Origin of the sequence: Micromonospora sp. NPDC005173, assembly GCF_040608515.1 — a bacterium.
Lineage (GTDB): Bacteria > Actinomycetota > Actinomycetes > Mycobacteriales > Micromonosporaceae > Micromonospora.
The window spans coordinates 14548-40995 of sequence record NZ_JBEXIK010000001.1 but is presented as its reverse complement, the minus strand read 5'-3'; the positions used below and the strand labels follow the sequence as shown (position 1 = coordinate 40995).

Sequence of the window (26448 nt, the reverse complement as noted above, 5' to 3'; positions counted from 1 at the left end):
GCCCGCCCCGGACCGGCCGAATCGCCCTGCGGCATCGTTCCCGGGCCATCCGGGCGGTTATTCCGGGACCACCATGAAGTCGGTCACGAACGAGGTGACCCGACCGTCGGGGGCACGCCCGATCCAGGTGCCGTAGCAGCCGTCGCCCCACCCCGTGGCGACGGTGACGACGTTCGCGCCGGTGGGCTCGTCCAGGACCGCGGTGATCAGCCCCGGGACCGGCGAGGCGGGAAGTTCGGCGGGGATGAAGACCTCCTCGACCTGGTCCTCGTCCCAGCCTTCCAGGGCGCTGAGCGCCGTCGGGTCGGCGAAGGTGCCGGCGCCGGCGTCCACCCCGTACCCGAAGTAGTCGTCCGCGCCGAGGGTCGCGACGTCCTGGTCGCCGGCGACGGCCAGCTCCCAGCGGACCGTCGGTTCGTCGTGGATCACCAGTTCCAGCGCGGCCACCCGTCGGTCCACCTCGGCGTCCTCTCGGAGCACGACCGCCACCCAGGCCCGGGCGGGATGCCGGCCCGGCGGCACGGTGACCGTGAACGGCTCGGCCTCCGGGCAGACCAGCGGGTCACACCCGACCACCCGGCCGGTCGGCAGCACGATGTCGCCTACCGGGTGGACCTCGATCAGGTACGCCCCGTGCTCGTCGGTGAAGCGGGCACCGGGCGTCAACAACCGGTCGAGGTCAGGGGTGTACGGCATGGGGTCTCCTCCGGTGGCCAACGGCCGGCGGAGCGTACCCGGTGCGGCAGACGCCGTCGGCGCTGCCGTGCGGTCAGGCGGTCTTGCGGGGTGCGGCCTTCCTGGCCGCCGTCTTCTTCGCCGGCTCCGCCTTCTTGGCAGGGGTCTTCTTCGCGGCGGTCTTCTTCGCAGGCTCGGCCTTGGCCGCAGCCGTCTTCTTCTCGGCGGTCTTCTTCGCCGCCGTCTTCTTGGCCGGTGCCTTGGCGGCCTTCTTCTCGGCCGCCTTCTGCGCCGAACGCGCCGACGAGATGGGCGTCGGCTCGCCGCCACCGCCGCCGCGGGCAGCCTCGCCGCGGGCCGACTTGGCGCGCTCCACCGACGCCTTCAGCGCGGCCATCAGGTCCACCGCCGCGGCCGGGGCCTCCTCGACCTCCTCCGGCTGGACGACCTCCCGACCCTCCACCTTGGCGTCGATGACCTCCTGCAACGCCGCCCGGTAGTCGTCGGTGAAGACGTCCGGCTCGAACTCGCCGGTCATCGAGTCGATCAGAGAGCTGGCCATTGCCAACTCCGGCGGGCGCACCTTCAGGTCCTCATCGAGGAAGCCGAAGTCCGGGTTACGGATCTCGTCCGGCCAGAGCATGGTGTTGAGCAGCAGTACGCCCTCGCGGACCCGCAGCGTGGCAAGCTGCTCCCGCTGGCGCAGCGCCACCTTGACGATGGCCACCCGCTCCGAGTCGATCAGCGCGTCGCGCAGCAGCACGTACGGCTTGGTCGCCGCGCCCTCCGGCTCCAGGAAGTACGCCTTGTTGTAGAGGATCGGGTCGACCTGCTCGGCCGGCACGAACTCCAGCACGTCGATCGCGCGTGAGCTGGTCAGCGGCAACTCGGCGAAGTCCTCATCGGTGAGGATCACCATCTCGCCGCCGCCGATGTCGTAGCCCTTGGCGATGTCGTCGTAGGTGACCTCCTCGCCGCAGACCGAGCAGGTGCGCTTGTAGCGGATCCGGCCACCGTCCTCGCGGTGTACCTGGTGGAACCGGATGTCCTTCTCCTCGGTCGCGGAGTAGAGCTTCACTCCGATCGAGACGAGCCCGAACGACACGGCTCCCTTCCAGATGGCCCGCATCCTGCGCTCCCTTCCCCGGTATCGACCATGCTCGCATCCGATCGAACCTGGCGCGAGGTGTTCGGCCTGCTACTACAGTCGGGTCGTGCCCGGCGCGCCGCTCAAGCCGATGCTCGCGATGACCGGGCCGCTCCCGGCGGGTGCCGGCTGGGCGTACGAGTTCAAGTGGGACGGGGTGCGCGCGCTGGCCGACATCTCCGGCGGCGGCCAGCACCTGTACGCCCGCTCCGGCATGCAGATCACCGCCGCGTACCCCGAACTGGCCACCCTGTCCGAGCAGGTCGACGACGCGCTGCTCGACGGCGAGGTGGTGCTGCTGGGCGAGGGTGGGCAGCCCTCGTTCACCGCGTTGGCCGAACGGATGCACGTTCGGGACCGGAACAAGGCGGCCCGGTTGGCGGCGGTCCTACCGGTGACTTACATGATCTTCGACCTGCTCCGCCTCAACGGCGACGACCTGACCGGTTGGCCGTACGAGCGCCGCCGGGAGGCCCTGGACCAGCTCACCCTCGGCGGCGCCCGGTGGGCGGTGCCACCGGTGTTCGCCGACGGCCCGGCCACCTATGAGGCGGCCGCCGAGCACGGCCTGGAAGGGGTGATGGCCAAGCGGGTGGGCTCCGTCTACCGCCCCGGAGTGCGCTCGCCCGACTGGGTGAAGGTCAAGCTGGAGGTCACCGGCGACTTCGTCATCGGCGGCTGGCGACCGGGCGCGCGCCGGATCGGCGGACTGCTGGTCGGGGTGCCTGGTCCGGATGGCCGGCTGATCTACCGGGGCCGGGTCGGCGGCGGGATCGGCGCGGCCATCGAACGGCAACTCCTCGCCGAGTTGGAGCCGCTGCGCTCCGGCGTGTCACCGTTCGCGCCGGGCGTGCCGCGCGAGGATGCCCGGGGTGCCATCTGGGTAGCCCCCCGGGTGGTGGTGGAGGTGAAGTACGGCCAACGCACCCCCGACGGTCGGCTGCGCTTCCCCCGGGTGCTGCGGTTGCGCCCGGACAAGCCACCGGAGGAGGTCGATGATGCCGGCTGACCGGCTGCGCGTGGATGTCGAGGGTCGGCCGCTGGAGCTGTCCAACCTGGACAAGGTGCTCTATCCGGCGGCCGGCTTCACCAAGGGTGAGGTGATCGACTACTACACCCGGATCTCGGCGGTGCTGCTGCCGCACCTGCGGGACCGGCCGGTGACCCGGATCCGGTTCCCCAACGGGGTGGACGACAAGTCGTTCTTCGAGAAGAACAAGCCGGCGGCGACTCCGGACTGGGTGCGGGTGGAGACGCTGCCCGCGCCCGGGTCGACCAAGGGCCGGGAGACCATCGACTACGTGGTCGCCGACGACCTGCCCACCCTCGTCTGGCTGGCCAACCTGGCCGCGCTGGAGCTGCACACGCCGCAGTGGAGGGTCGGCACGCACCCGGACATGATGGTGGTCGACCTGGACCCGGGGCCGCCGGCCGGGCTCGCCGAGTGCTGCCCGGTGGCGGTGCTGATGCGCGACCGGCTCGCCGACGATGGCATCGACTCGTACCCGAAGACGTCGGGCAAGAAGGGCATGCAGCTCTGCTGCCCGATCGCCGGCACCCAGTCCTCCGATCTCGTTTCCGACTACGCCAAGCGCATTGCGCAGGAGTTGGAGCAGGCCCACCCGAAACTGGTCGTGTCGAAGATGGCGAAGAACCTGCGCCCCGGGAAGGTCTTCATCGACTGGAGTCAGAACAACGCGGCGAAGACCACGGTGGCGCCGTACTCGCTGCGGGCCCAGTCGGTGCCGTCGGTGTCCACGCCACTGACCTGGGACGAGGTCGAGGCCGGCGCCCGCGGCCGGAAGCCGGCCGTCCGCCAGTTCACCGCCGCCGAGGTCCTGGGCCGGGTCGACGAGTACGGGGACCTGCTCGCGGCACTGCTCGACGGAGGCCCGGAACTGCCCACCCGCTGACGGTGCGAGAAACATCCGCGCCCGCCCGCAGAGGCGACGAGGCCCGGCGCCCACGTTGGTGGACGCCGGGCCTCGGCGGCTCATCCGGGCGGTGCCGGAGCGGGCGGACAGCCCCACCGGCGGTACCGGATCAGCGGTGTCCGAAGACCTTGCGGCTGGAGCCGAGCCGCAGGAGGACCGTCTCACCGGTGGCGTCCTGCACCGCGTCGTTGTCGGTGATCGCGTACACCTCGCCGTTGCCGGCCACGGTCAGACCCTCCAGCTTCTCCTGCGTCCACCCGTTGGTGGCGCGCAGTGCGGGCAGCACGTCGACGGCGAGCGTCTTCGGCAGCACCGTCAGCGGACCGGCCGGTGCCGCCGCACCCGGCAGCGCCACCGTGTAGACGCGCTTCACCGTGGCGGCCGGGCCGTTCAGCTTGTCCCGCTCGATGACCGCGAGCCGGTCGCCGACAACGGTGATCTCGGAGAGGCCCATCCAGTCACCCGGCACGCTGGTGCTGCCCAACTGGTAACCGAACCAGCTCCAGGTGCCCGCCGCGACGTCGTAGCGGCCCAGCCGGACCACGCCGGCCGGATCGGTGCTCAGCTCCCGCTGCACGGCCACCCAGACGATCTCCCGACCCTGCCGGTCGGTGGTGGCGGTGACCCCCTCCAGGCCCTGCTTGGCCAGGCCGGCGGCGACCTCCGTGGGCAGCGGGACGGTCTGCCGGGTGACCCCGGAGGCGTCCAGCCGGACCAGCTTGTTCTCCGGGCCCTTGGCGCCCTCCACGGCGAGCCAGAAGCCGCCCTGCGGGCGGGCGAAGATGCCCTCCGCGTCGTACCCGACCGGCGCGCCGAACGCGTCCTTCACCGGCACCGCACCGGTGATCACGGCCGGCGTCCGCTTCGCGTCGATGGTGAGGATCCGGGTCTGGCTGTATGCCGCGTCGGTGACGCTGTAGAGCTGGTCCCGCTTGTTGGGCACCGCCGTCAGGGCGCCGAGGGCACCCCAGCCGATCGGTGTGCCGGCCTGGTCCGTGTCGGAGACGATGCTCGGAAACGCCGGGGTGCCCTTGCCGAGCTGGAACAGCGACACCGAGGCCCGGACGTTGACCGATGCGTCGTCCTCCTCGCTGGAGACAGCGAGCAGCCCTCGCGACGGGATGGGCAGCAGCCCCTCCGGGCCGTTGGTGGCCGGCAGCACCTGCTTGAAGACCGGCTTGGTGGGGTTGCCCAGGTCGTAGACGGCGACGAAGTTGCTGCGCTCCGAGCCGACGAACGCGTACCGCACGCCGTCGTACTCGGCGATGGCGACGCCCTCCGGCTCGGTGCCCTTCTTCCCGGCACGGTCCTCGTTGTGCAGCCCGTAGGTGACGGCGAGCCGCTCGAAGCTGTTGCCGGCGTCCCAGGCGACCCGCCCGTTGCGGCTGTCGAAGACGGACCAGCCGCGGGTGCCGCCCCGCCAGTCGCCCTCGTTGGCCGTGGCGAGGTAGTGGTCGTCGATCCAGGCGACCGCGTCCGGCTCGCGCGGCACGTCGGTGATGGTGCCGGTCAGGTTGATCGTGCCGTCCTTGACGGTGTCGATCCCGCTGATGGTCGCCGTGCCCGCGCTGAACACCCGGGTGATCCGGCCGGTGGGCAGGTCGATCAGGGCGACGCCGTTGTTCTCCTGGAGGGTCACCGCCAGCTGGTTGTGGCTGTTGATCGAGACGTACTCCGGCTCCGGGTCGGTCGGCTCGGCGAGACCGGCCTGGACCAGCGCGGGCAGTGCCTGCCCGTTCGCGCCGGTCAGCGGGACGGGCCGCAGCCGCCAGCCGGCCGGGGTCTTGCCGGTGAGGTCGACGATCTGCACGAAGCCGGCCGGGAGCTGGGGCAGGTCGCCCTCCTCGCCGCCGGGCGGGGTGGCCTCCTCGTCGCGCTCGTTCTCGATGGCGATCGCGGCGTACCGCTGGTCCTTGCTGATCGCGATCGAGTCGGGCTGGCCGGCGAGGTCGAAGCTGGCGACCCGCTTGCGGCTGGCCAACTCGATCACGTCCAGCCGGCCGGACGGCTCGGTGTAGCTGCTGCTGGTGTTCACCACCACCAGCACGTACTTGCCGACCACGGCGACCGACGTGGGCTCGTCCTCGGCGTTGCCGAGTTGGGCGAGGGAGAGGGTGCCGAGGCCGCGTGGGCGGTCGGCCCGGGAGATGTCGAGGAAGCCGATCCGCCGGGCCAGTGCGTCGGTGTGGATCAGGGTGCGGCCGTCCGGACTGACCGCCGAGATTTCGGCGACCGTCGGGGTCGCCGGGTCCTCACCGGCCGGACGGTTCTGGAAGACCGGGTACGTGGCAACCCGGTCGAAGGCCATCGGCCCGCCCGGGTGGTGCCGCTCGCCGGCGGTCGCCGAGGTGGCGCCGGTGATGGTGGCGACCGCGACCCCGGCTGCGGTGAGCGCGGTGATTGCTCTTCTCACTGACAAGGAGTTCCTCCGTCTGCTGATACCCGGACGGAGGCTGACACCCGAGAAGGAGCATCAGCTTGCGCGGACATGAACAGCCGGCGAAGTGCGGCGCAGCCGCCACCAGGCGGCACCGATCAGGACCACGGTGACCACGGTGACCGCGACGTCGCCGGCCAGCGCCGCTGCCGGGCTCGCCGGGGAGTACGGCGGCACCAGGTACGCGAACGCGGCGGCGCTGACCAGGCTCGCCGAGCCGGCGGCGAGCACGTGTCGCTGCCGCCAGCCGGCGCGGGACGACCAGTATGCGATCAGGCCCCCGGTGCCGGCGGCGATCGCCAGCGCGATGGCCACCCCCGGCCAGCCGGGTGCCAGATCGGTGCCGAGGTGGACGAGGACGACCACCAGGCCCACCCAGAGTGGGTGCGGCGCTCGACGGACGCGTCGCGCCGTCGCCGTGCCCGTCTCGGTGGTCGGTGTGTCGGTGGGTCGCGGGCGAGGGCGTCGCCAGCGGGGCAGCAGGGCCGTCGCGATGAGGGTCAGGACCACCGCGGCGGCGAAGGTCAGCTGGAGTGGGCTGGCCAGGAAGCCCTTCCGGCCGCTGTCCGAGAAGATCAGCAGACTGCCGAGCAGGTAGATCACGCCGACCACGACGAGCCCGGGCCGGCCGAGCCACGGCCGCAGCCGGCGGCCCGGCCCGAGGAACGACTCGATGATCACGATCGGCGCGCAGATGGTCAACGTGATGTGGTTGCCCACGTAGTCGAAGGCCTGCCGGACACTGAACCCGAGCCCTGGCACCAGCGTCGCCTCGGCGGCGGCCCGGGTGTCGGCGTACTCCGTGTCATCCAGGTAGCCGGGGTTGAACAGCGACTGGTCGACCAGGCCGGCCTGAAGCACGCCGAACGCGGCGGCGAGCAGCACGATCGCCGGCCATCCCGCGCCGAGGTGCCGGGCGGTCTCCCGGACCAGGATGGCCGCCCCGCCGTACATCGGGCCGAGGAAGATCAGCACCGGGAGGAAGTCGGCGAGGGTGAAACCGCCCCAGGAGCACTCGGCGGCCCAGGGCGCGAGCAGCAGCAACGCGACCACCGGCATGAGCCGGCGGCGCAGTGGGAGACGGTCGGCGGTGGCGGGGCGGGGCTCGGCCGGCATGGGCGCTCCTCGGCGACGCTTCGGGGTCACCCGTACCGTGCGCCAGCCACCCGGCCGGCCGCTACCGCCATCGGCCGACGGCTGGCGCGACCAAAGTCGTTGAGTAGGGTGGTTCCGACGTCGTCACCGGGGAGCGTGGAGATGCAGCCAACCGTCACGGCCGACCTGGCGGCGCGGCCCGCCGACGCCGAGCACCCGCTGCTCAGCTACCGCGACGAGACGACCGGCGAACGGGTCGACCTGACCGCGCACCAGGTCGGTTCCTGGGCGGCGCGTAGCGCGGCTCTGCTGCGGGACGGCTGCGGGCTCGGCCCGGGCAGCCGGGTCGCGGTGCTGCTGCCGCCGCACTGGCGTACCGCCGCGGTGTTGTTGGGGGCCTGGGCCTCCGGCCTGGCGGTGTCGTTCCGGCCGCGCGCCACCGCGGGCCTGCCGGTCATCGAACCGGGCGGCGACCGGCCGTTCGACGCGGTCTTCGTGACCCCCGAACGGCAGGACGACTGGCTGGAGGACGTCCCGGAGGCACCGCACCGCTACCTCGTCGGCACCGGGCCGGGGCCGCTGGCCGACGTGCCGCTGGGCTGGTTCGACTGGTCCGCCGAGGTGCTCCGGTACCCGGACGCCACGCCCGACCACACCGCCATCCGCCCGTCGGACCCGGCCAGCGCGGACGGCACCACCTACGGCCAGTGGGGCGCGATCGCCCAGGGGATCGCCGAGATGCTCGACCTGCGTGCCGGCGACCGGCTGCTGGTCGACGCCGCCGAGCACGAGCAGCCGCTGAAGTGGCTGCTGGCTCCGCTCTCCGCCGGCGCGTCCGTGGTCATCAGCGCCAACCTCGACCCGGCGCGGCGGGACACAGTGGTCGCCGCCGAGCAGATAACCCGGGTCCTCTGAGTCCCGTCATTCGGCCGGCGAAACCAAACAGCGCTCCGCGATCTTCTTCCGTTACATCGACGTCTGCCCTGCTCAGAGGGTCTTTTTTCGATGCCGTCGGCGTGGTCTCATACCCGAACGACGACGTCATTGACCCGGTCATGACAACACCGCGTCGACCCGCACCGCCTCCCTGAAAGGTGCACCGATGCACAGGAGATCGACTTTCCGACTGGCCCTCCTCACCGCCACCGCTGCGACGTTCCTGACTTCCGGGGGCGCCTACGGCGCGGTGGGCGTGGCCGCGCCCGCGCCCGTCTCTCCGGGTGTCGCGGCGTGTGAGCCGGGCGCCGACGCACACAGCGTGGCTCGGGTCGCCGAGGGCGCCACGGCGCACGAGCCGGAGCTGTATTCCAAGAACGAGGCGAACGCCTACGGGGTGATCAAGGATGCCCCGCGCCTGGCCAACGGCAGCGTCACCGTGCCGACGGTCTTCCACATGGTCTCCGACCATCCCCTCAGCGCGGCCGAGACCAACAGGTGGAACACCCTGATCGCGGCGCAGATGACCGTGCTCAACGACTCGTTCGCGGGCAGCACGGCGGCGAGCGCCTCCAACACGCCGTTCCGGTTCTCGCTCATCGACACCACGTGGACGGTGAACAGCAACTGGTACACCGTCGAGCCGGGCAAGAACGAGCGGGACATGAAGAAGGCGCTGTACACCGGCGACTCCCGCACCCTGAACGTGTACGCGGCCAACATCGGCGGCGGGCTCCTCGGCTGGGCGTACTTCCCGAAGGGTTACAACAACGGCCGCGACTACATCGACGGCGTGGTGATGCTCGACGAGTCGATGCCGGGCGGCACGGCCGGCAAGTACTCCCTCGGTGACACGCTGACGCACGAGGTCGGGCACTGGCTGATGCTGGAGCACACCTTCGCGCACGGCTGCTCCGCCTCCGGCGACTTCGTCGCGGACACTCCGCGCGAGGCGGCGCCGCAGTTCGACTGCCCGGTGGGCGCGGACACCTGCACCGCACCCGGGCTGGACCCGATCCACAACTTCATGGACTACACGCAGGACTCCTGCATGGACATGTTCACCGCCGGACAGGCGGACCGGATGAGCGACGCCTGGGTGGCATTCCGGGCCGGCGGCGCCGGCTAGATCGGCGCGTGTCGGGGTCGACGGGCAGCCGCGTGGCGGCTCGTCGACCCCGTCGCCTCACCCTTCCGGTGGAGCCGACGCGTTCCGCCATCTCTCACATTTTTCCTGCTCATACGCTTCGCCGAAGGCACGTGCGCTGTCGGAGCGCCGGCCACTTCCCACAGCGGCGGAGGGGATATGGCGTCGATCCGTGCACGTCGGACAGTGGTTTCGGTGGTGGCCGGCGGCCTGGTCGCCCTCGGTGTGCTGGCACCAGGGCCGGCTGGCGCCCCGCCGCTTCCCCGTGCGGTCCAGGTCGACGGTGCGGTCGACTCGCCCAGCCCGAAAGTGCCGCGTCCCCCGCAGCTTCCGGCGGATTTCCAGGGCACAGGCCGGTACATCGTCCGCGACCTCGGCATCGACGTGCCGTTCACCTGGCAGGGCAGGGACGGCAACAGCCAGATGATCGCCGGCGGCCAGGAGTATCCGATCTGGTTCACGAACCTGATCTACGAAAACACGCTCTACACGCTCACCTACAAGTGGCCGAACATCCCGCTGTTTCCGCCACGCCCTTGCAGCAAGATCCCGGGGTTCTTCAACCGCCAGATCTTCAACGACAAGCTGAAGACGGCGCGCTTCGTGGGTCCGGAGATCCTGCAGGGGGAGAAGGATCGGCACGTCGACCACTGGCGGGTCGGCGTCGTCGGGGGTTCCACCGTGCCGGGCGAGTTCTTCCGGTTCCCGATCGCGCTCGGTGACATCTACGTCGACCAGCGGGACCCGAGCCAGTGGTGGCAGGTGTTGCAGTTCGGCCTGCAGAACCTCTTCGATCCGGAGCTGGACGAGTGGTTCACCATGACGACGTTCGACCACCGTCCGGGGGTCGTATCGCTCCCCGACCGGTGCCCACCGCCGACGTCGTGACCTCGCGGCCCTCACTTGGGCTGAGCGCGCGCCGCTCCCCTTGATCGACTCGGTGTCGGCGATATCGGGGCATCAAAGTGCCTTGATGCCGCCACATCGCCGAAGTGGAGTCGATCAACGACCACTCGACCGCGCCCGGGTTGAGCAGGGCGACAGGTGATCGGTGGGCAGCGCACAGCGCGCCCCGCCGGGAAGTGGTCGGTCGCAGAAGACCCAATGGCGTACGCCCTGCTGGTCCTCGGCCGAGACGGTGACCCCGCCCGGCTCGACCCGCGCGTTGAGCCGGACCAGCACCCGCGCGGCGGTACGCGCGAAGATCCGGGCGCGGAGCAGGTCCGGCGCGGTGATCGGCAGGTGGATCACCCAACGCTCGCTCATCGGTAGCGGTGGTTCGCCGACTGGGCGCTCTGCCACGTACGCAGGGCGTTCTTGATCCGTACGTTCTCCTCCTGCACCGCGACCAGGGCGGTCTGCGCGACGGTGAGTTCGTCGGCCACCCGATGCAGGAAGGCCCGGATCTCGACGGGATCGAGGCCCTGTCGACGGACGTTGAAACATCGCTCGCGGATCTGCCACGGCCGCAGCGGCGTCCCTCGCTGGATTTCTCTCGTCGGACGTGGCTCGTCGCGTCGGCTCGCCAGCCGACGGATCAGGTTGCGCACGGTGACTGCCCTTCGTCGGATGGAGTCGACGTGAAGGGGCGGTCTCCGCCGGTTGCGGTCGGCGAAGACCGCCCCGCCCCGCAGCCGTTCCGGAGGTACGGCAGCAGGGCCGCGCCGGGGGAGCGCGGAGGGTGAGGTCTCGGCGGCGATGCGAGACCAGTACGAGAGGCGCCAACCGACCGCAGCAGCACCGCATCACCGAGCGCGACGCTACCGATACCTCTCACCTCTGTCAACGCTCCCGTACCTGCCAAATCTCGCTGATGCACTGGCTGCCGCTTCGCTTCCAGTTGTTGCCGCTCTCTCACCTGGTGCTCGATACTGGGCGGGCCAACCGACTGCAAGGGGCCACCACGTGCCGATTCCGCCAACCATGGACGAGTTGATCGATGATCTGCTGAGGCGGATCAAGGTCGGCGAATTCGAGCCTGGGTCGCAGATACCGTCCACCCAGGAGCTGTCCGATCACTACGACGTGTCGGTGTCGACCATCCATCGCGCGGTGGCGAGGCTGCGAGGCGAGGGTGTGCTGGTCGGCCGCCCGGGTCGCGGCGTCTTCGTCGCGGAGTCCCGCCGACGCTAGGCAGAACGCTGTGGCCGCTCGGCGTCAGGGCCGGGCTGACGGCCCGCACGATGACCAACTCCGTAGCGGCGACATGGGGGTGTCGGGGTGCCTCGGACACCCCCATGTCGGGGATACGGAGTCGATCAAGGGCCGTCGGGGTCAGTCGAAGGACGGCAGTGACGGGCCGAGGACGTCGTCGGCGTCCACGATGGTGTACGCGTACCCCTGCTCGGCCAGGAACCGCTGCCGGTGCGCCGCGTACTCCGTGTCGATGGTGTCCCGGGAGACCACCGTGTAGAAGTGCGCCTGCCGACCGTCGGCCTTCGGCCGCAGCACCCGCCCCAACCGCTGTGCTTCCTCCTGCCGCGACCCGAACGTCCCGGAGACCTGGATCGCCACCGCCGCCTCGGGCAGGTCGATGGAGAAGTTGCCGACCTTGGAGATCACCAGGGTGCGGATCTCCCCGGACCGGAACGCGTCGAACAGCCGTTCCCGCTCCTTGTTCGTGGTCGAGCCCTGGATGATGGGCGCTTCCAGGTACTCCCCGAGCTGGTGTAGTTGGTCGATGTACGCGCCGATCACCAGCACCTGGTCGTCGGGGTGCCGGTCGACCAGCGCCTTCACCACGGGCAGCTTGGTGCGGGCGGTCGCCGCCATCCGGTAGCGCTCCTCGGCCTCCGCCGTCGCGTACGTCATGCGCTCCGCGTCGGTCAGCGTCACCCGAACCTCGGTGCACTCCGCCGGGGCGATCCAGCCCTGCGACTCGATGTCCTTCCACGGCGCGTCGTACCGCTTCGGGCCGATCAGGCTGAACACGTCGCCCTCGCGGCCGTCCTCGCGTACCAGAGTCGCCGTCAGGCCCAGCCGGCGGCGGGCCTGGAGGTCCGCGGTGAACCGGAAGATCGGCGCGGGCAGCAGGTGCACCTCGTCGTAGACGACCAGGCCCCAGTCGCGGGCCCCGAACAGGTCCAGGTGGGTGAACGTGCCACCGCGCCGCGCGGTGAGCACCTGGTACGTGGCGATGGTGACCGGGCGGATCTCCTTGCGCTCGCCGGAGTACTCCCCGATCTCCTCCTCGGTCAGCGAGGTGCGCGCGATCAGCTCCCGCTTCCACTGCCGGCCGGCGACGGTGTTGGTGACCAGGATCAGCGTGGTCGCCTTCGCCTCGGCCATCGCCGCCGCGCCGACCAGGGTCTTGCCGGCGCCGCAGGGCAGCACCACGACGCCCGACCCGCCGGCCCAGAACGCCTCGACAGCTTCCCGCTGGTACGACCGCAGCGTCCACGGCTTGCGGCCGTCCTTGCCGGCCTCGGCCAGCTCGATCGGGTGCGCCTCGCCGTCGACGTAACCGGCCAGGTCCTCCGCCGGCCAACCCAGCTTGAGCAGTGCCTGCTTGAGCCGGCCCCGCTCGGACGGGTGCACTCGGATGGTGTCATCGTCGATCTTGTCGCCGAGCATGCCGGCGAGCTTCTTGCTCTTGGCGACCTCGATCAGCACCAGCCGGTCCAGCGCCCGCAGCACCAGCCCGTACGCCGGGTCGTTAGCGAGCTGGAGCCGCCCGTAGCGGTCCATCGTCTCGGCCACGTCCACCAGCAGCGCGTGCGGAACCGGGTAGCGCGAGTACTTGATCAGGGAATCGACCACGCCCTCGGCGTCGTGACCCGCGGCTCGGGCGTTCCACAGCCCCAGCGGGGTCAGCCGGTAGGTGTGCACGTGTTCGGGAGAGCGCTCCAGCTCGGCGAAGGGCGCGATCGCCATCCGACAGGCCTGCGCGTCCGGGTGGTCGATCTCCAGCAGCAGGGTCTTGTCCGACTGCACGATCAGTGGTCCACCGCTCACGCCAGCGTCCTCTCCTCGGTTGGCCGTCCGGCCGGGACGGGGCTGAATACCCGCCGCTGACCGACCATCCAGTGTTGCACGGTGCGGGGTGTCGCAAGAAAGATGCTCACCAGACGCAACCGTCACGGCAGTGACGAACGTCTAGGAAAGGGACGACTGTCCAGGGGAGGTCCCATGAAGCGTGTCCGGATCATTTCCCGGCTGGTCGCCCTGATGGTGGTCACGTTGGTCGGCGCCGGTGCGTGCGCGTTCGATCCGCAGGCGGGCGGGGGTGGCGGCGGGGGAGCCGCACCGGCGGGCGCGGCGGAACAGGCAACGGGGGCGAGCGGCACGTCCGGGCCGGACCAGCGCGGCCGGCCCACGCCGGCCGCGCCGACGCCGACGCCGACCCGGAGCGCCACGCCGAAGCCCACGCCCAAGCCGACCCGCAGCACGCCGGCACCGGCCACCAGCACCGCCGCGCCGGCCGCCGGCTGTCCGCAGGGCGAGCACCAGCGCGCGGTGGAGACGTACCTGGCCCGGTTGGGTGGGTTCGGGTCGGTGACCGTCGACGGCCGGCAGTCCGCCGCCGACTGCGCCGCGATCAAGAAGTTCCAGCGGCGGTACGGCATCCGCCCCGTCGAGGGTCGCGCCGGGCCGACCACACACGACGTGGCCCAGCGGCTCGCCACCACCGAGACGGCGCGCTGCAAGGCCGGCACCGGCACCACGTTCTGCGTGGATCTCACCCGGCAGACCGTCTGGGCTCTCCGGGGCGGCAAGGTGATCATGGCGCCGACGGTGACCCGGACCGGAATGTCCGGCTACCGCACCCCGGCCGGCACGTTCACCGTCAACTACCGCAACCCGAAGGAGTGGTCCGACCCGTACGAGGTGTGGCTGCCGTACTGGCAGCACTTCACCCAGGGGATGGGCTTCCACGAGACCACCACGTACCTGCACGAGAAGTCGATCGGCTCGCACGGCTGCGTCAACCTGTTGCACGTCGACGCCGTCCGGATGTGGGAGTTGGGGAAGGTGGGCACCCGCGTGGTGCTGATCGGCCGCCGTCCCGGCACCTGAGCCACGTGGCGAATCGCGGGGGATAACCCCCTGTCCCACCGGTCCCTTGAGTGACACCCTGGGAGTACAGGGCCGGACCGGCGGGGAGGCTGGGCATGACGGTCGACCGTGACGTGATCGAAGCGCACGAGCAGGCACCACCCGACGAGGTGTCCCGCGCGACCGTGGTCGCGTACGCCGTCGCGGCGGCGCTCCTCGTCGGGTGGTTCCTCTTCGGCTGGCTGGTGCTGCGGCAGGGCTTCGTCGACTCGGTCGGGGAGTCCGCCGGCGCCGGCTTCGCGCTGCTGCTGGTTGTCTCGGTCGTCGGCACCGTACGCCGCAGCCGACGCTGACCGGCGCGCCCCGGCGGCCGGCGGCGGTGAAGCTGGTCAGTCCGCCAGCACCGCCGCGGTGACCCGGTGCAGCGCGAAGGTGTGCAGCATCTCCGTCCGCTCGTCCTCGGCGCGCAGATAGCCGGCGCCGATCGAGACCGGCTTGACCAGCCGGGACGCGGTCGCCCCGTGCGCGTCCACGTACCCCACCCAGACCAGCGCCCGGTCCCGGACCGCCTGCTGGAGCACGGCCAGCGCCTCGCTGTGCGTGTGCACCGGCACCGGGCCGCCGCCGAGCCCCGCGGCCCCGCCGCGCACCACCGCCGGTGCCCGTCGGGCCGCCCGCGCCGCCGCCTCACCCCGCCGGATCTGCTCCACCACGCCGAGCAGCCGCGGCATGGGCAGCTTCTGGGTGGCCACCGGATCCAGCGTCCAGCTGGTCGACAGCACTCGGGCGGGGGCCCGTCGGATCCTTGGCCGGGACAGCACGGTGCTGCCGCTGGCGTCCTCCGGCACCGGGGCGTACCCGGCGTCGCGCAGCGCGCCCAGCAGCCGACCGACCTGGTACGGGGTGCTCAGCACCGTCGGGGCGAGCCGGCGCAGATTCAGCGACTCCAACCGCCGGTCGGCCAGTACCTCGGTGAGCAGCGCCTCGTCGTCGCTGCGCAGGTACGCCCCGGCCGAGCCGACCCGCAGCCCGCCGTGCTTGCGGGCCACGTCGTCCACCAGGTAGCTCAGCCCTTGCGGCACCGGGGTACGGGACCGCCGCCGGAACACCTCGTGCAGGTCGTCGGCCGAGTAGCCGGCGTCCAGCGCCCGCCGCACGCTCGCCGTGGTGACCCGGTGCACGCTCGCCCCGCCGGCCGACTCGAGCTCGGTCATCGCCTCCAACTCGGCGGCGAGCGCCGGCTCGGGCGGTCCGGGCACCACCACGGTCAGGTCGGCCTGCACCAGGAAGTGGTCGACCGGGGCGGGCAGCAGCGCGTCCAGCGCTCGGGCGGCGCCCGACGGGTCGCCGCTCTCGACGTCGGCGTGCAGCCCCAGCGGGTCGCCGCCCCGCTCGTCGGCGGAGGTCAGGTCGACCAGCAGCAGTCGGCCGTACGAGGTGAGCGCCCCCAGGCCGGTGACGCCGAGCTGCGCCGCCTCGGTCAGCACCTCCCGGTGGGCGGCCTCCCGGCCCCGGCTGCGCCGTGGCGCCCGCCAGTCCAGCAGGTCCTGCACCTCTTCCGGGGTGGGTGCGGTCGCGGGCTCCAGGTCGGCGAGTACGCCGAGCACCCCCCGCCGGGTGGGCGGCGCGCCGGCCCGCTCGACCTCGGCGGAGAGCGCGGTGATCGGCCGGTCCCGGTCGTCGCGCCGGCCGACCAGCCCCACCTGTCGGGTCATGGTCAGCCACGCGCGGGCCAGTTGCTCCCAGCGCTGGGCCAGCGAGGCGGCCCGCCACACCTCGTACCCGCCGGTCGGCAGTACCTGCTGATCCGCCCCGTACCGGGTGGTGGTCACGCCGGGTAGCTCCATCTCGCCGGCGAGCCCTGCTGCGTACGCCACCTCCAGCAGCAGCGCGGTGGTCGGCTCGTCCAACCCGGCGGTACGGGCCAGCCGGCGCAGGTCCCGGACGCCGATGCCGCCTGAGCGCAGCACCGGCGCGGGCTCGGCGGCGAGCTGCTCCAGCAGCCCTTCGGTGTGCCGGACCACCTCCATGGTCTGCCCGGCTCCGGCCGAGTCGACCGCCTTCGCCTCGCGTGGCGCGGCGGCCACCGGCGGCGGGCTGGTGCGCAGCGGCCCGAGCGGGCCGCTGTCGCGGCGCAGCAGCAGGCCGACCTCGCGGGGTAGCTCCACCGTGCCGCTGGTCGTCGACGAGCCGTTCGAGATGGGAACGAGCAGCCGGTTGTCGACCAGCCAGCGCACTGGGGAGCCGGTCGGGGCGCCGCCGTTGGTCGGGTCCGAGAGCACGGTGTCCTCCGCCCCGAGCGGCGGCGCCTGCAACGCGCCCGGGGGCACGCTGCCCACCGGTGGTCCGGCCGCCAGCCGGTCCAGGATCGCCCGGGCCGAGGGGGGCGCGGCGAGCAGTGTTCGACGTAGCTTCGCTGGGTCCGCGCAGAGCGCGGCCGTGCGCGGGTCCAGCTCCGCGGCGGGGCGGCCGAGCCCGGCGGGGTACGGGGCGACCTCGTCGACGGCGGGGACCACCTCAAGCGCGTGCTCCGGGCCGTACAGCAGGAAGAGCGCGCGCAGCCGGCCGACGGCGGCCCGGACGGCCGTCGGCGCCGGTGGGTGCGGTCCACTGGTCGCCATGGCGAGCACCGCGTCGGTGGCGGTGGTGCCCTCGTCCGGGTCCCGGGTGAGTCGGGCGGCGTCGAGGATCTGGAGGGTGAACTGGTCCAGCCCGTCCAGCGCACGGGCCACCGAGACCCGGGACTGAGCGCGGATGGCCAGGGCGGAGATGTCGGCCGGTACGGGCACGACGAGGTCGGGCCGCAGCTGGAGGAGCGCGGCCAGCGACTCGTCGGGCAGCGACCGCAGGTGGTCGGCGAGTGAGGTGGTCATCGTCTTCCCACGCTAGCCCGGCAACGACCCGTCGCGCCCGTCGGACGTCCGCCCGGCCGGGAGTCGCCGGGTACGTTTCTCGACATGCCCGCACTGACCGTCGGATTCGATCTCGACATGACCCTGGTTGACTCCCGCCCCGGCATCGCCGCGGCCTTCCGGGCGCTGACCGCCAGGACCGGCGTGCCGGTGGATGCTGACCTGGCGGTGTCCCGGCTCGGCCCACCGCTGCGCACCGAGATCGGGCACTGGTTTCCGCCGGAGCAGGTCGAGTCGGCCGTGCACATGTACCGGGAGCTGTACCCGGCGTACGCGATCACCCCGACGGTGCCGCTGCCCGGAGCGCGGGCGGCGATCGACGCGATCCGCGCCCAGGGCGGCCGGGTGCTGGTCGTCACTTCCAAGCTCGGCCGGCTGGCTCGGCTGCACCTGGACCACCTCGGCCTGGTCGTCGACGAGCTGGCCGGCGACCTGTTCGCCGAGGAGAAGGCCACCGCCCTGCGGGAGCACGACGCGACCCACTACGTCGGGGACCATGTGGCGGACATGGTGGCGGCGGGGGTGGCCGGGGTGCCCGGAATCGGTGTCGCGACCGGGCCGTGCTCTCCGGACGAGCTGCTCGCGGCCGGGGCGGAAGTGGTGCTGGATGATCTCACCAGATTCCCAGCGGCGCTCGACGGCATGATCCAGCTAGCCTTGGAGCAGTAGACGGCTCAAGTGAAGCAGGGGATCTCAGGTGCCTACGGGTCGAGTGAAGTGGTACGACACGGCCAAGGGATACGGCTTCGTCACCAGTGACGAGGGCGGCGACGTTTTCCTGCCCAAGGGCGCGCTGCCTGCGGGTGTCACCGACCTCAAGGGCGGTCAGCGGGTCGACTTCAGCGTGGTGGACAGCCGGCGGGGTGCGCAGGCCATGGGCGTCAAGCTGCTGGACGCGCCGCCGTCGATGGCGGAGCTGCGCCGCCGGCCGGCCGAGGAGCTGCACGGCCTCGTCGAGGACATGATCAAGGTGCTGGAGGCGAAGGTCCAGCCGGACCTGCGCCGAGGCCGGTACCCGGACAGGAAGGCCGCGCAGAAAATCGCTCAGCTGGTCCACGCGGTCGCGCGCGAGCTGGAGGTCTGAGGCACCAGCCCGGCGTCGGCGGCCCGGTCGAGCAGCGCCGCGACCGCTGCGAAACCGGCCTCGCCGAGGTCGGCGGTGAACTCATTGACGTAGAGGCCGATGTGTCGGTCCACGACGTCGAGCTCCATCTCCTGGGCGTGCGCGAGCACGTACTCCCGACTGGCCGCCGGGTCGGCCCAGGCCTGCCGGACCGACTCGCGGACCCAGCCGGCGGCGGCCTGCGGGTCCACCGCGCCGCGTCGGGCCAGGATCGCGCCGAGGGGAATGGGCAGGCCGGTGTCGGCCTCCCACCACTCGCCGAGGTCGACCAGCGCGGTCAGGCCGTGCCGGTGGTAGGTGAACCGGGCCTCGTGGATCACCAGCCCAGCGTCGTAGCGGCCGGCCGCGACGCCCGGCATGATCTCGTGGAACGGGACCACTTCGATCCGGGCCGGCGGCCGCCCGGCCGACCAGAGCCGGAACAGCAGGTAGGCGGTGGTCCGGTCGCCTGGCACCGCCACCGTGGCACCGGTCAGGTCGGTGCGGTCCGGCCCACCGGCGCGGTCGCCCCGGGTGAGCACCAGTGGCCCGCATCCGCGACCGAGCGCGCCACCGCAGGGCAGCAGGTGGTAGTCGTCGAGCAGCCAGGGCAGCGCCGCGAAGCTCACCTTCACGAGGTCGAACGCGCCCTGCTCGGCCGCCGTGTTGGTGACGTCCACGTCGGCGTACGTCACCTCGACCGGTGGCGCGCCGGGCACCCGACCGTGCACCAGGGCGTGGAAGACGAACGTGTCGTTGGGGCAGGGCGAGATCGCCAGGGAGAGCGCCACGCCCCCACGTTAGCCCCGCCCCCGCGCAGCCACCCGCGCCCACCCCGCCGACTGTGACCCGGCCCGGTTGCCCGCGCAGCCACCCGCCTGGTCGCTCGCCTGGTCGCCGGCCTGGTCGCTCGCCTGGTTGCTCGCCTGGTCGCCGGCCTGGTCGCTCGCCTGGTTGCTGGCCCGGTTGCTCGTCCCGCGCTATCGGTCATTCCAGCCCGACGTGCTCCGTTGCGGCCACCAGGGGCAGACGTGTCACCTCGCTGCCTGTCGAGCTGCCCCAGATATGGGGCAGTGGCCTGCCGGAGAGTGGGCCGGGATGCGCCAGCTGGTCGGGCGAGTTCGGGCGGAGCCGGCCGGTCGGGCGCGAGTTTGGGTGGAGTCGGTTGATCGGGCGGTTCGGGTGGAGCCGGGGCGAGTTGGGCGGAGTCGGTTGGTGGGGCGAGTGGGGGCGAGTTCGGGTGGGTCGGTTGGTGGGGTTGGTCGGGCGAGTTTGGGTGGGGTGGGTTGAGTTCGGGTGAGGTCGGGTGGTCGGGCGAGTTCGGGTGGGGTCGGTCGGTTGGTCGCGCACCCAGCCGGTTCGCTGCGGCCACTTTCCTGGCACCCGGCTCTGCCCCACATCTGGGGCAGCTCGACAGGCTCGGAGCACAGTGCCCGCACCTCTGTCAGCCGCGGTGGGAGACCCGTTCACCGAGTTATCCACAGGACGGATCGGGGCTGTTGACGGCGCTCGGCCGATTGAAAAGCATGGACGGGTGGTTGACGGGGACGGGCTCATCAATGTGGGTGCGGCGTTGCGTTCGCTGCGTCGACGTGCGGATCTGAGCCAACGAGAGCTGGCCGAACGAGCTGGTGTGCCGAAGAGCACGCTGGCGCGAATCGAGGCCGGGCGGGGCGGCGACCCGGGGTTCCGTACGGTGGAGCGGCTGATCCGTGCGGCCGGGGGTGAGGTGGCCTTCGCCGTGCCCAGCGATGCCCATCCCAACGCCCACCCCAGCGCTGCCCACCCAAACGCCCGCCGTAGCGATGCCGAGCCGCCGGACGAGCCACGGGACGAGCCACGGGACCAGCCACGGGACGAGGCGGGGCGCCGCTACCCAGCGCATCTCGACGTGCGACCGGTCCGGACACTCAAGGACTGGCCGGGCGCGTGGTGGGCGTACTCGTACCCCCTGCCGCCGGAGCTGTGGCCGCTACCGGTGCCGGAGTGGACCTACGATCTCGACCGCGCTCGCCGCGACGAGAAGCGGAGGCGGCAACGGATGTTGGGGCGGGTGTCCTACCGGCGCGACGTGGGCGGGGCACCGGAGACGTCGCGGCGATTCCTCGCCGAGCTGTCTGACGGGGAGATCGTCGGTGAGCTGCGGGCGCACGAGCGGAGTGTTGATCTGCTCCTCGGTGACGACCTCGGTGATCGGCGCGAGCTGGTGCTGGAGAGCGTGGTCGTGGTGCCCGAGCTGCGATGGCTGGGTATCGGGCGCCGCCTGGTCGAGTTGCTGGTGGCGGAGATGACCGGGACCAGCATCCGGACCGTCCACGCCATTGCCGAGTACAGCATCGTCGACTTCCTGCTGGCCTGCGGGTTCGAGCTGGAGGCGGCCCGGCCGTCGGCGCTGGCCCTACGGCTCTGATCTCGGCGTCCGCTGGGTCAACGCAGGGCCGGGGCTGCCGCGGTGAGGGCGGTGAGGGCCGCACGCAGCCGCCAGGCGTCCCGATTGCGGGGGCCGATCGGGTTGGAGATGGTGCGCAGCTCGGCGAAGGGCACCCCGGCCTGTGCTGCGGCGACCGCCACCCCGTACCCCTCCATGGCCTCGGCGACCGCTTCCGGATGCCGCCGGCGCAGCTCCTCGGTGCTGGCGGCGGTGCCGGTGACCGTGCTGACCGTGAGCACCGGGCCGGCCGTGGCGGCCGGCAGGGCGGCCCGCAGAGTCGCCAGCAGCCGCGGATCGGCCGGCACCACGCTGCCGCTACCGAGCAGCGCGGGCGGCATGCCCAGCTCGTCAACGGGGATGAAGCCGTCCGGCGACTCGGCGCCCAGGTCGGCGGCGATGCTGGCGGTGCCGAGCACCGTGTCCCCGACCGCGGCCTGACCGGCGAAGCCGCCAGCCACGCCAGCGCTGACCACCGCGCGGTACGGGCGGCCGGCAGCCTCGGCCAGCGCCAGCAGTCGAGCGGTGGCGGCGCCGGCCACGGCCGGGCCCACCCCGACCGGAGCCACGGTCACACTGGCGTCGGTCAGCCCGGCCCGGATCGCGTCCGCCTCGGCGGGCACTGCGGTCACCACCAGCAGTCCGGTCACGACACGGACCCGGGGGACTCCCGGCGGGTGTCGTCGTCCGCGCCGCCACCCGGTCCGCCGACCGCCGACGAGGGGCGGTAGATGTGGTAGCCCGGTGGGGCCAGCCCTGGGTCGTCGAAATGCGGCGAGCCAGCCTGGTTGGGTGCCGGCGAGGTGGGCGTGGGGTCCGTCGGCTCGTCGTCGGCCAGCTCGTCGTCGCCCAGCGGCCGACCTGCCAGCTTCTCGCCGCGTAGCCGGGCGGCGACCAGCACACCCCGGACGGCGGCCAGTACGCCCACCCCGCCGGCGACCGCGATGCCCATCCGACCGTCGAACGGGACCAGCCCGAGCCCGCCACCGGCGACGAAGGCGAGCATCAGCACCGTCTCGGAGTGGGCGAAGGAGCTGGCCCGCAGCCGCTCCGGGATGCGCTCCTGGATCGAGGCGTCCACGGCCAGCTTGGAGACACCGCTGGCCAGAGCGGTGACCAGGCAGAGCAGGGCGACCATCGGCAGCGAGAACTGGATGACGGCGAGCACGGCCACCCCGGCCACGATGACCATGCTGCTGGACTGGATGGCGGTCGGCCGATGGATGCGCAGCCGGGTGCCGATGGCGGTGGCCAGGAAGGTGCCGACCGCCAGCGCGCCGCCGACCAACCCGAGCGCCCACTCGGCACCCAGGTCCCGGCCGAACACGACGGTGGTCAGGTCGCCCTTCTTGATCGCGAAGGCGAGGAAGAGCAGCAGGAAGCCGTAGACCGCGCGCAGGGTCGCGGCACCGATCAGGGTGGCGATCACCAGCCGGCCGGCCGGGCGGCCTCGGCCCAGTGGCCGGTCGCCCCGGCGTCGGCCCAGCGCGCGCAGCGCCCGAGGGACTCTTTCCGGTGGCTCGGAGTCGGCCTTCGGTGGCAGGCGCAGGGAGATCACCATGCCGACCAGGAAGATCACCGAAGCGACCCGAAGCGGCCACTGCGGCCCGAACCAGAACGCGGCCAGCCCGATCGGCGCCACCAGTGCGCCCGCCACCGTGCCGTAGACGCTGGCCCGGGCGCCCACCTGGGAGAGGCCGAGCCCTTCCGGCAACAGCCGGGGCACGGCCGCCGACCGGGCCACGCCGTACGCCCGGGAGAGCGCGAGCACGCCGAACGCGGCCGGATAGAGCCCGAAGCCGTGGATGTAGTCGGAGATCAACCACGCCAGGAACGCCCGGCCGAGCATGGTGGTGGCCAGGGCGTACCGCCGGCCATGCCGGAAGTGGTCCAGCAGCGGACCCACCACGGGGGCGAGCATCGCGAACGGCACCATGGTCACCAGCAGATAGAGCGCGACCTTGCTGCGGGCCTCACCCAGCGGCACGTTGAAGAAGATCGTCCCGGCCAGGCCGATGGCGATCAGAGTGTCGCCAGCGCAGGAGACGGCGTGCAGGTCGAACAGCCGGACCATGCCGACCTCGCCGCCGGCGCCCCGGGCCCGGGCCCGGCCAGCTCGGCGGGTCATCCAGCGCCCGCTGCCCACCGAACCACGCAGCAGCAGACGGACGGCGCGGATGCCGGTGCCGACGGTCCGCCCGAGGACGGATCGCCCGGAGCGGGAGTACGACGGCATGTGCACCATCCTCGCCCATCTGATCCAGGTACGCCGCACCACTGCGGCGAAAGGTTCCCCGGGAGTCCCTGTCACCCCTGCGGGGCGCATGGGGAACAATGGTGAAGTGACCAGGCCCGTCTCCACCCGTGCCGCCCGTCTCGACCAGGTCTGCGCCGCTGCCGTCGAGGTGGCCCGCGCTGGCATCACCGAGGTGGACGCCGACGATGTCGGCGACCACCTGCAGGTCGTGGCCGAGGGTGATCGCCTGGTCACCCATTACTTCGAATGCCGCCTCGCCGGCTACCGCGGCTGGCGGTGGGCGGTCACCGTCACCCGGGTGCCGCGCAGCCGCACGGTGACCATCTGCGAGACGGTGCTGCTGCCCGGCCCGGACGCGCTGCTCGCGCCGGGGTGGCTGCCCTGGCAGGAGCGGCTCAAGCCGGGCGACCTGGGCCCGGGTGACCTGCTGCCGACCTCGCCGGACGATGACCGGCTGGTCCCCGGCTACCTGCTCTCCGACGACCCGGCGGTCGAGGAGACTGCCTGGGAGTTGGGCCTCGGGCGAGCCCGGGTGCTCTCCCGGGAGGGCCGCGCCGATGCGGCGCAGCGCTGGTACGAGGGTGACCACGGCCCCGCCGCGGCCATCTCCGCTTCGGCGCCGTCCGCCGCCCGCTGCGGCACCTGCGGGTTCTACCTGCCGCTGGCCGGTGCCATGCGGCAGGCCTTTGGCGCGTGTGGCAACTTCTACGCCCCCGATGACGGCCGGGTGGTGAGTGCCGACCACGGTTGCGGCGCCCACTCCGAGACGCTGATCGAGGCGGCCGAGACCGCCGTCGAGGAGTTGCCCACGGTGTACGACGACAGCGCGGTGGAGGCCATGTCGGTCAGCCGTGCCCCGGGCTCGGTGGAGGCCGCCGAGCCGGCGGAGCCGTACGGGCACTCCTGACCGTCCGCGCCGGGTGTCCCGGCGCACCCGCCCGGGTCAGCTCGCGCGGCGGCGGCGTCGGTTGGCGTCGTGCCGCAGCATCACGGCGAGACCGGGGAAGCCCCACAGGAAACCGGCCAGGCAGGTCCACAGCCAGTTCTCGTGATCGTGCTCGGTGAGCCAGCCCCGGAAGAAGATCAACAGGACCAGCCCGGCCACTGCCCACGCGATCAGCCCGGCGACGGCGAACGGCACCATCGGCGGGTCCAGCGGCGCGGGCCGCGGTGGCTGCTCGTTCGGCATCGCGCAAGCGTACGCGATCGACTTCCCCTGCCGACCCGCGATCTGGGACGATGCGCGCGACAACCGGAAGATCACCTGCGAGGACCTGATGGCAGTAGAGCCGCCCGAGAACGGCACACCACCCGACCCCGCTCACCCGCGTAACGGCTTCGACCGGTTCTTCGAGATCTCCGCCCGCGGCTCGACGCTGAGCCGTGAGGTACGCGGTGGTCTGGCGACCTTCTTCACGATGGCGTACATCGTGGTGCTCAACCCACTGATCCTGGGCGGTGCCGTCGACGGTGATGGCAAGACCCTCCCGATCCCCGCGCTGGCCGCGGCGACCGCGCTGGTCGCCGGCCTGATGACCATCCTGATGGGTGTGGTGGGCCGGTTCCCGCTGGCGCTCGCCGCCGGTCTCGGTGTCAACGCGCTGGTGGCGTACGAGATCGCCCCCGAGATGACCTGGGCCGACGCCATGGGCCTGGTGGTGATCGAAGGTGTGATCATCGCGGTGCTGGTGCTCACCGGTCTGCGGACCGCGGTGTTCCGCTCGGTGCCGACCCAGATGAAGACCGCGATCGGGGTCGGCATCGGCCTCTTCCTGACCATCATCGGCCTGGTGGACGCCGGCTTCGTCCGGCGGATCCCGGACGCCGCCAACACCACCGTCCCGGTCGGCCTGGGCATCGGCGGCAAGCTGGTGAGCTGGCCGATGCTGGTCTTCGTGGTGGGTCTGCTGATCACCCTGGTGCTGGTGGTCCGCCGGGTGAAGGGCGCGATCCTGATCGGCATCCTCGCCTCGACGGTGCTGGCGGTGATCGTGGAGGCCATCGGCAACATCGGCCCGTCGTTCGTCAACGGTCAGCCCAACCCGAAGGGCTGGTCGCTGAACGTGCCGGAGCTGCCGAAGACGGTGGTGGACCTGCCGGACCTGTCGCTGCTCGGCAAGTTCAACGTGCTCGACTCGTGGGGCCGGGCCGGCTGGCTGGTCGTGCTGATGTTCGTCTTCACGCTGCTGATCACGGACTTCTTCGACACCATGGGCACGATGGTCGCGGTGGGCCAGGAGGGTGGCCTGCTCGACGAGAAGGGCACCCCGCCGAAGGCCAAGGAGATCCTGCTGGTCGACTCGATCGCCGCGGCGGCCGGCGGCGCGGCCAGCACGTCCAGCAACACGTCGTACATCGAAAGCGCCGCCGGTGTCGCGGAGGGCGCCCGGACCGGGGTGGCCAACCTGGTCACCGGCGTGCTCTTCCTGCTGGCGATGTTCCTGGCGCCGCTGGTGGTGGTCGTGCCGTTCGAGGCGGCCTCGACGGCCCTGGTGGTGGTCGGCTTCCTGATGATGACCGCGGTGCGGACGATCGACTGGTCCGACTACGAGATCGCCATCCCGGCGTTCCTCACCATCGTGCTGATGCCGTTCACCTACTCGATCTCCAACGGCATCGGTGCCGGCCTGATCACCTTCGTGGTGGTCAAGCTCGCCAGGGGTAAGGCCCGGGAGATCCACCCGCTGCTGTACGGGGTGGCCGCGCTGTTCGTGCTGTACTTCCTGCGCGGGCCGATCGAGTCTCTGGTGCGCTGATGCACGTCCGGGCGGGGAGTCCAATCGGATTCCCCGCCCGGGCCAGCACAAACTTCCTCGTGAGCCTGGTCATATCGGATGTCGTTAGCCAGGCTCATTAGTTAAGCTAACTATTGTGACGGAGCGGACGGTGACGGCGAAACGCGTGCCACCGGCGCAACTGGCTCCCCAGTTGCGTGATGCGATCACCCGACTCAACCGACGGGTCCGCCAGGCCCGACCGGTCGGCGACCTCACGGTCACCCAGGTCTCTGCGCTCACCAGCCTGCGGCTGGCTGGCGCGCTGACGCCCCGGGAACTGGCCGACGTGGAGCGGGTGCAGCCACCGACGATGACCAAGATCGTTGCGAAGTTGGAGGACCGCGGCCTCGTGCAGCGGACCCCCCATCCGACCGACGGCCGGCAGGTCATCCTCGCGGCGACCGAAGGAGGGCAGGCCGTGCTCGACCAGTTCGAGCGGGCCCGCGATGAGTGGTTGGCCCACCGGCTGGCCGCGCTCGACGAGGACGAACGGGAGACCCTGCACAGGGCCGCCGAGATTCTTCAGCAGCTCGCTCGCGCCTGAGCCCGCGCCCGCGCCACCGGGCCGTGCCGTCACGTGTCGATGACGCGTACGTCCCGGAGGAG

26 protein-coding genes are annotated in these 26448 nt (G+C 71.9%); 14 read left to right on the top strand and 12 right to left on the bottom strand.

What is annotated here, in order from left to right; translation table 11 throughout:
• Positions 1 to 57 precede the first annotated feature (57 nt).
• The gene (locus ABZV00_RS00205; RefSeq protein WP_355600516.1) at positions 58 to 696 is read right to left on the bottom strand and encodes a DUF4241 domain-containing protein; all 639 of its coding nucleotides are present in this window, start codon (positions 694 to 696) and stop codon (positions 58 to 60) included.
• A 73-nt stretch (positions 697 to 769) separates the two neighbouring features.
• Positions 770 to 1804: a Ku protein gene (locus tag ABZV00_RS00200; RefSeq protein ID WP_355600514.1), complete on the bottom strand. Its 1035-nt coding sequence runs from the start codon at positions 1802 to 1804 to the stop codon at positions 770 to 772.
• 85 nt (positions 1805 to 1889) lie between these two features.
• Between ABZV00_RS00200 and ligD (ABZV00_RS00195) the strand changes: the two genes are divergently transcribed.
• Both ligD (ABZV00_RS00195) and ligD (ABZV00_RS00190) read left to right on the top strand, forming a co-directional pair.
• Entirely contained in the window at positions 1890 to 2831 is a 942-nt protein-coding gene (gene ligD, locus ABZV00_RS00195; RefSeq protein WP_355600512.1) for a non-homologous end-joining DNA ligase, read from the top strand.
• Positions 2821 to 3735: a non-homologous end-joining DNA ligase gene (gene ligD, locus ABZV00_RS00190; RefSeq protein ID WP_355601295.1), complete on the top strand. Its 915-nt coding sequence runs from the start codon at positions 2821 to 2823 to the stop codon at positions 3733 to 3735. The genes ligD (ABZV00_RS00195) and ligD (ABZV00_RS00190) overlap by 11 nt, the downstream gene beginning before the upstream one ends.
• A 130-nt stretch (positions 3736 to 3865) precedes the next feature.
• On the opposite strand, the gene ABZV00_RS00185 is transcribed toward ligD (ABZV00_RS00190), so the two are convergent.
• The gene (locus ABZV00_RS00185; protein WP_355600510.1) at positions 3866 to 6169 is read right to left on the bottom strand and encodes an esterase-like activity of phytase family protein; all 2304 of its coding nucleotides are present in this window, start codon (positions 6167 to 6169) and stop codon (positions 3866 to 3868) included.
• Positions 6170 to 6229: 60 nt separating this feature from the next.
• The gene (locus ABZV00_RS00180; protein ID WP_355600508.1) at positions 6230 to 7309 is read right to left on the bottom strand and encodes a hypothetical protein; all 1080 of its coding nucleotides are present in this window, start codon (positions 7307 to 7309) and stop codon (positions 6230 to 6232) included.
• Between the two features lie 141 nt (positions 7310 to 7450).
• Here ABZV00_RS00180 and ABZV00_RS00175 point away from each other — a divergent pair, with 141 nt between their 5' ends.
• The 3 genes from ABZV00_RS00175 (at position 7451) to ABZV00_RS00165 (ending at position 10259) form a co-directional block, all read left to right on the top strand.
• Positions 7451 to 8203 (top strand): TIGR03089 family protein, encoded by a 753-nt coding sequence (locus ABZV00_RS00175; protein ID WP_355600506.1) that lies wholly within the window; start codon positions 7451 to 7453, stop codon positions 8201 to 8203.
• 187 nt (positions 8204 to 8390) lie between these two features.
• Complete coding sequence (locus ABZV00_RS00170; RefSeq protein ID WP_355600504.1) at positions 8391 to 9353, top strand: zinc metalloprotease; 963 nt, start codon at positions 8391 to 8393, stop codon at positions 9351 to 9353.
• 177 nt (positions 9354 to 9530) lie between these two features.
• Complete coding sequence (locus tag ABZV00_RS00165) at positions 9531 to 10259, top strand: hypothetical protein (RefSeq protein ID WP_355600502.1); 729 nt, start codon at positions 9531 to 9533, stop codon at positions 10257 to 10259.
• Positions 10260 to 10373: 114 nt separating this feature from the next.
• Here the strand turns inward: ABZV00_RS00165 and ABZV00_RS00160 are convergent, their stop codons facing one another.
• Together ABZV00_RS00160 and ABZV00_RS00155 are read right to left on the bottom strand one after the other, a co-directional pair.
• Positions 10374 to 10637: a hypothetical protein gene (locus tag ABZV00_RS00160; RefSeq protein WP_355600500.1), complete on the bottom strand. Its 264-nt coding sequence runs from the start codon at positions 10635 to 10637 to the stop codon at positions 10374 to 10376.
• The gene (locus ABZV00_RS00155; RefSeq protein WP_355601293.1) at positions 10634 to 10900 is read right to left on the bottom strand and encodes a DivIVA domain-containing protein; all 267 of its coding nucleotides are present in this window, start codon (positions 10898 to 10900) and stop codon (positions 10634 to 10636) included. The genes ABZV00_RS00160 and ABZV00_RS00155 overlap by 4 nt, the downstream gene beginning before the upstream one ends.
• Before the next feature lie 376 nt (positions 10901 to 11276).
• On the opposite strand from ABZV00_RS00155, the gene ABZV00_RS00150 reads away from it, so the two are divergent.
• Entirely contained in the window at positions 11277 to 11504 is a 228-nt protein-coding gene (locus tag ABZV00_RS00150) for a winged helix-turn-helix domain-containing protein (RefSeq protein ID WP_355600497.1), read from the top strand.
• Positions 11505 to 11645: 141 nt separating this feature from the next.
• On the opposite strand, the gene ABZV00_RS00145 is transcribed toward ABZV00_RS00150, so the two are convergent.
• Positions 11646 to 13325, bottom strand: a complete 1680-nt coding sequence (locus tag ABZV00_RS00145) for a DNA repair helicase XPB (RefSeq protein ID WP_355600495.1) — start codon at positions 13323 to 13325, stop codon at positions 11646 to 11648.
• Positions 13326 to 13499: 174 nt separating this feature from the next.
• Between ABZV00_RS00145 and ABZV00_RS00140 the strand changes: the two genes are divergently transcribed.
• Together ABZV00_RS00140 and ABZV00_RS00135 are read left to right on the top strand one after the other, a co-directional pair.
• Positions 13500 to 14387 carry a L,D-transpeptidase family protein gene (locus ABZV00_RS00140; RefSeq protein ID WP_355600493.1) on the top strand — a complete coding sequence of 296 codons (888 nt, stop codon included), beginning with the start codon at positions 13500 to 13502 and terminating at the stop codon, positions 14385 to 14387.
• 95 nt (positions 14388 to 14482) lie between these two features.
• Positions 14483 to 14719: a hypothetical protein gene (locus ABZV00_RS00135; RefSeq protein ID WP_355600491.1), complete on the top strand. Its 237-nt coding sequence runs from the start codon at positions 14483 to 14485 to the stop codon at positions 14717 to 14719.
• Between the two features lie 36 nt (positions 14720 to 14755).
• On the opposite strand, the gene ABZV00_RS00130 is transcribed toward ABZV00_RS00135, so the two are convergent.
• Complete coding sequence (locus ABZV00_RS00130; RefSeq protein ID WP_355600489.1) at positions 14756 to 17239, bottom strand: helicase-associated domain-containing protein; 2484 nt, start codon at positions 17237 to 17239, stop codon at positions 14756 to 14758.
• 84 nt (positions 17240 to 17323) lie between these two features.
• Here ABZV00_RS00130 and ABZV00_RS00125 point away from each other — a divergent pair, with 84 nt between their 5' ends.
• On the top strand, positions 17324 to 17947 hold the full coding sequence (locus tag ABZV00_RS00125; protein ID WP_355600487.1) for an HAD hydrolase-like protein: 624 nt from the start codon (positions 17324 to 17326) through the stop codon (positions 17945 to 17947).
• Positions 17948 to 17975: 28 nt separating this feature from the next.
• Positions 17976 to 18362: a cold shock domain-containing protein gene (locus tag ABZV00_RS00120; protein WP_030329652.1), complete on the top strand. Its 387-nt coding sequence runs from the start codon at positions 17976 to 17978 to the stop codon at positions 18360 to 18362.
• On the opposite strand, the gene ABZV00_RS00115 is transcribed toward ABZV00_RS00120, so the two are convergent.
• The gene (locus ABZV00_RS00115; protein WP_328422849.1) at positions 18323 to 19171 is read right to left on the bottom strand and encodes a 1,4-dihydroxy-6-naphthoate synthase; all 849 of its coding nucleotides are present in this window, start codon (positions 19169 to 19171) and stop codon (positions 18323 to 18325) included. The two genes, ABZV00_RS00120 and ABZV00_RS00115, sit on opposite strands and share 40 nt — an antisense overlap.
• 743 nt (positions 19172 to 19914) lie before the next feature.
• Between ABZV00_RS00115 and ABZV00_RS00110 the strand changes: the two genes are divergently transcribed.
• A complete protein-coding gene (locus ABZV00_RS00110) occupies positions 19915 to 20790 on the top strand; it encodes a helix-turn-helix transcriptional regulator (RefSeq protein WP_355600484.1) in 876 nt (291 codons plus the stop codon).
• Positions 20791 to 20807: 17 nt separating this feature from the next.
• Here the strand turns inward: ABZV00_RS00110 and ABZV00_RS00105 are convergent, their stop codons facing one another.
• Positions 20808 to 21458: a futalosine hydrolase gene (locus ABZV00_RS00105; RefSeq protein WP_355600481.1), complete on the bottom strand. Its 651-nt coding sequence runs from the start codon at positions 21456 to 21458 to the stop codon at positions 20808 to 20810.
• Positions 21455 to 23044, bottom strand: coding sequence for an MFS transporter (locus tag ABZV00_RS00100; protein WP_355600479.1), 1590 nt, complete (start codon positions 23042 to 23044; stop codon positions 21455 to 21457). The genes ABZV00_RS00105 and ABZV00_RS00100 overlap by 4 nt, the downstream gene beginning before the upstream one ends.
• Here ABZV00_RS00100 and ABZV00_RS00095 point away from each other — a divergent pair.
• On the top strand, positions 23043 to 23972 hold the full coding sequence (locus tag ABZV00_RS00095) for a DUF3027 domain-containing protein (RefSeq protein WP_355600477.1): 930 nt from the start codon (positions 23043 to 23045) through the stop codon (positions 23970 to 23972). The genes ABZV00_RS00100 and ABZV00_RS00095 overlap by 2 nt on opposite strands.
• 36 nt (positions 23973 to 24008) lie before the next feature.
• On the opposite strand, the gene ABZV00_RS00090 is transcribed toward ABZV00_RS00095, so the two are convergent.
• Positions 24009 to 24254, bottom strand: a complete 246-nt coding sequence (locus tag ABZV00_RS00090) for a DUF2530 domain-containing protein (protein ID WP_328422861.1) — start codon at positions 24252 to 24254, stop codon at positions 24009 to 24011.
• 88 nt (positions 24255 to 24342) lie between these two features.
• Here ABZV00_RS00090 and ABZV00_RS00085 point away from each other — a divergent pair, with 88 nt between their 5' ends.
• Positions 24343 to 25821 (top strand): NCS2 family permease, encoded by a 1479-nt coding sequence (locus ABZV00_RS00085; RefSeq protein WP_355600475.1) that lies wholly within the window; start codon positions 24343 to 24345, stop codon positions 25819 to 25821.
• A gap of 115 nt (positions 25822 to 25936) precedes the next feature.
• Positions 25937 to 26386 (top strand): MarR family transcriptional regulator, encoded by a 450-nt coding sequence (locus ABZV00_RS00080; protein WP_355600473.1) that lies wholly within the window; start codon positions 25937 to 25939, stop codon positions 26384 to 26386.
• Positions 26387 to 26448 lie beyond the last annotated feature (62 nt).

Excerpts from the sequence above, each read along its gene's own strand:
- ABZV00_RS00205 (WP_355600516.1), bottom strand. The coding sequence starts at position 696 with ATGCCGTACACCCCTGACCTCGACCGGTTGTTGACGCCCGGTGCCCGC.
- ABZV00_RS00200 (WP_355600514.1), bottom strand. The coding sequence starts at position 1,804 with ATGCGGGCCATCTGGAAGGGAGCCGTGTCGTTCGGGCTCGTCTCGATC.
- ligD (WP_355601295.1), top strand. The coding sequence starts at position 2,821 with ATGCCGGCTGACCGGCTGCGCGTGGATGTCGAGGGTCGGCCGCTGGAG.
- ABZV00_RS00180 (WP_355600508.1), bottom strand. The coding sequence starts at position 7,309 with ATGCCGGCCGAGCCCCGCCCCGCCACCGCCGACCGTCTCCCACTGCGC.
- ABZV00_RS00175 (WP_355600506.1), top strand. The coding sequence starts at position 7,451 with ATGCAGCCAACCGTCACGGCCGACCTGGCGGCGCGGCCCGCCGACGCC.
- ABZV00_RS00170 (WP_355600504.1), top strand. The coding sequence starts at position 8,391 with ATGCACAGGAGATCGACTTTCCGACTGGCCCTCCTCACCGCCACCGCT.
- ABZV00_RS00165 (WP_355600502.1), top strand. The coding sequence starts at position 9,531 with ATGGCGTCGATCCGTGCACGTCGGACAGTGGTTTCGGTGGTGGCCGGC.
- ABZV00_RS00160 (WP_355600500.1), bottom strand. The coding sequence starts at position 10,637 with ATGAGCGAGCGTTGGGTGATCCACCTGCCGATCACCGCGCCGGACCTG.
- ABZV00_RS00140 (WP_355600493.1), top strand. The coding sequence starts at position 13,500 with ATGAAGCGTGTCCGGATCATTTCCCGGCTGGTCGCCCTGATGGTGGTC.
- ABZV00_RS00135 (WP_355600491.1), top strand. The coding sequence starts at position 14,483 with ATGACGGTCGACCGTGACGTGATCGAAGCGCACGAGCAGGCACCACCC.
- ABZV00_RS00130 (WP_355600489.1), bottom strand. The coding sequence starts at position 17,239 with ATGACCACCTCACTCGCCGACCACCTGCGGTCGCTGCCCGACGAGTCG.
- ABZV00_RS00125 (WP_355600487.1), top strand. The coding sequence starts at position 17,324 with ATGCCCGCACTGACCGTCGGATTCGATCTCGACATGACCCTGGTTGAC.
- ABZV00_RS00095 (WP_355600477.1), top strand. The coding sequence starts at position 23,043 with ATGTGCACCATCCTCGCCCATCTGATCCAGGTACGCCGCACCACTGCG.
- ABZV00_RS00100 (WP_355600479.1), bottom strand. The coding sequence starts at position 23,044 with ATGCCGTCGTACTCCCGCTCCGGGCGATCCGTCCTCGGGCGGACCGTC.
- ABZV00_RS00090 (WP_328422861.1), bottom strand. The coding sequence starts at position 24,254 with ATGCCGAACGAGCAGCCACCGCGGCCCGCGCCGCTGGACCCGCCGATG.
- ABZV00_RS00085 (WP_355600475.1), top strand. The coding sequence starts at position 24,343 with ATGGCAGTAGAGCCGCCCGAGAACGGCACACCACCCGACCCCGCTCAC.